This is a genomic window from Streptomyces sp. MBT53, from assembly GCF_016654115.1.
Lineage (GTDB): Bacteria > Actinomycetota > Actinomycetes > Streptomycetales > Streptomycetaceae > Streptomyces.
Window position 1 is genome coordinate 1 of sequence record NZ_JAEQAZ010000461.1, and the last position, 1,738, is coordinate 1,738.

The 1,738-nt window shown below is 73.7% G+C and carries 1 protein-coding gene and 1 pseudogene; one reads left to right on the forward strand and one right to left on the reverse strand.

Features of this window, described 5'->3' with window-relative positions; genetic code table 11:
• The coding region (locus JHN45_RS52210; protein ID WP_236585080.1) for an NPCBM/NEW2 domain-containing protein at positions 1-475 on the forward strand (475 nt) is incomplete at its 5' end.
• On the opposite strand, the pseudogene JHN45_RS52215 reads toward JHN45_RS52210, so the two are convergent.
• Positions 462-1,738, reverse strand: a pseudogene (locus JHN45_RS52215) (AfsR/SARP family transcriptional regulator); the annotation flags it as partial. The gene JHN45_RS52210 and the pseudogene JHN45_RS52215 overlap by 14 nt on opposite strands.

The window sequence follows — 1,738 nt, forward strand, 5'->3', positions numbered from 1 at the left end:
CCGACCGCACCGGATCCCACCGCACCGGCCCCCACCCGCGCCGACGATCTTCCAGGTGAGCGAGCTCTCGTACAACGTCAACGGCGACGGCACCGCACCGGAGATCCGGCTCGGCGACAGCAGTTGGGTGTGGCAGCGCTACGGCGTCGCGATCGGCGGCGCGCGCTACACCCACGGCGTCACCGTGCACGGCCACTCCTCCGTCACGATCGACCTCAACCGTCAGTGCGTCTCCTACGACGCGAAGGTCGGCGTCGACGACATGATGCTCGGGCTCGGGAAGGTCTACTTCTCGGTGTACGCGGACGGGGTCCGGCTGTGGAGCTCCGGGGAGATCGACGGCGGTGACCCGGCCGTGCCGGTCCATGTGGGCCTCGCCGGGCGCAAGACCGTACGGCTCGTGGTCGAGCCGCGCAGTTCCTTCGACGACCTGGCCCTCGCGGACTGGGCGGAGTCGAAGTTCACCTGCCAGTAGGGCCCGGTGCGGTGGGGGCCGGTGCGGTGGGATCCGGTGCGGTCGGGTCCGGTGCCGGGGAGGGCAGTTCGGTCAGCACCTCGTCGACGGTGAGGGACTCGCCCCGGGCGTGCTCGTCGGCGTAGCCCTCGGCGCCCAGAGCGGCGCGGGCCGTCTCCTGGATGCGTTCGGTCCGGGCGCGCTCCGGCATGGGGCGCGGATGACCGCCGCGCAACCGGTCCGCCGCCCCGAACAGCCTTACGGCGCGCGGGAGTTCACCGAGTTCGGCGAGCAGTGTCGCCGCGAAGTCCACCAGGGCCGCGGTGACCACCTCGGCGCACCGCAGCTCCACCGCCTCGCGCAGGGCACCAGCCATTGCCACCAACCCGCGCTCGGGCCCGCACTCGGCGGCCGTGACCAGGGCGTCGACCGCGCCCAGCGCCGCCCGGAACTGCGGCGGCGGTGTGCCGCGTCCGCTCTCCTCGCGGGCCTGTTCGCAGAGCGCGCGGGCGTGGGCCGCGTCCCCGTCCTCCAGGGCGATGTGTGCGCGCAGCAGCTGGATGAACGCGTGGGCGTCCGCGACGCCGTGCCGGTCGGAGGCCTCGGTCGCCTCCGCCAGGCCCGCGATCGCGCTCTCGCGGTCACCCGCGCGGAAGGCCAGTTCGGCGAGCCGGGCGATGAGGAACGGCGTCTCGGTGTGGGCGCCGACCTCGTAGGCGAGCGCGAGCGCCTCCTCGTAGGCACCCTTGGCCTCCTCGAACCGGCCGCGGCCCATGGCGGCCTCGCCGACCGCACTGGACACCTGGGCCCGCACCCAGCGGTCGCCGACGCGCCGGCAGAGCGCGCGCAGTTCCGCCAGGTCGTCGTCCACGCCCGCCATGCCGCCCGGGGAGTCGACGACCATGTGCGTGCGGAACATCAGGATGACGGCGACCTCCCAATCCCCGCCGTACGCACGGGCGTTGGCGACCGCCACGTCCATGACGTCCCGGATGTCCATCGTGTCGCGCAGGAAGTACGCGGTGAACGGCCACGCGAGCCCCGGCATGCGGGCCGCGTCCGGGCCGCCACCGGCGAAGTGGGCCTGCACCAGTGAGACGTAACGGCGCAGCCGCTCGTCCCGCAGCCCGTTCGGCAGGTGGTCCAGGGCTCCGGACTCGGCCCCCAGGAAGAGGTGCAGCATCCGAAGGTTCATGCGCTGCGTGTGCAGGGGGTGGTCGGCGTCCGCGTCCGGGGCGGCGAGGTAGGCACCGAACGGGTCGGGGGTGGTGACGGGGGTGGCGG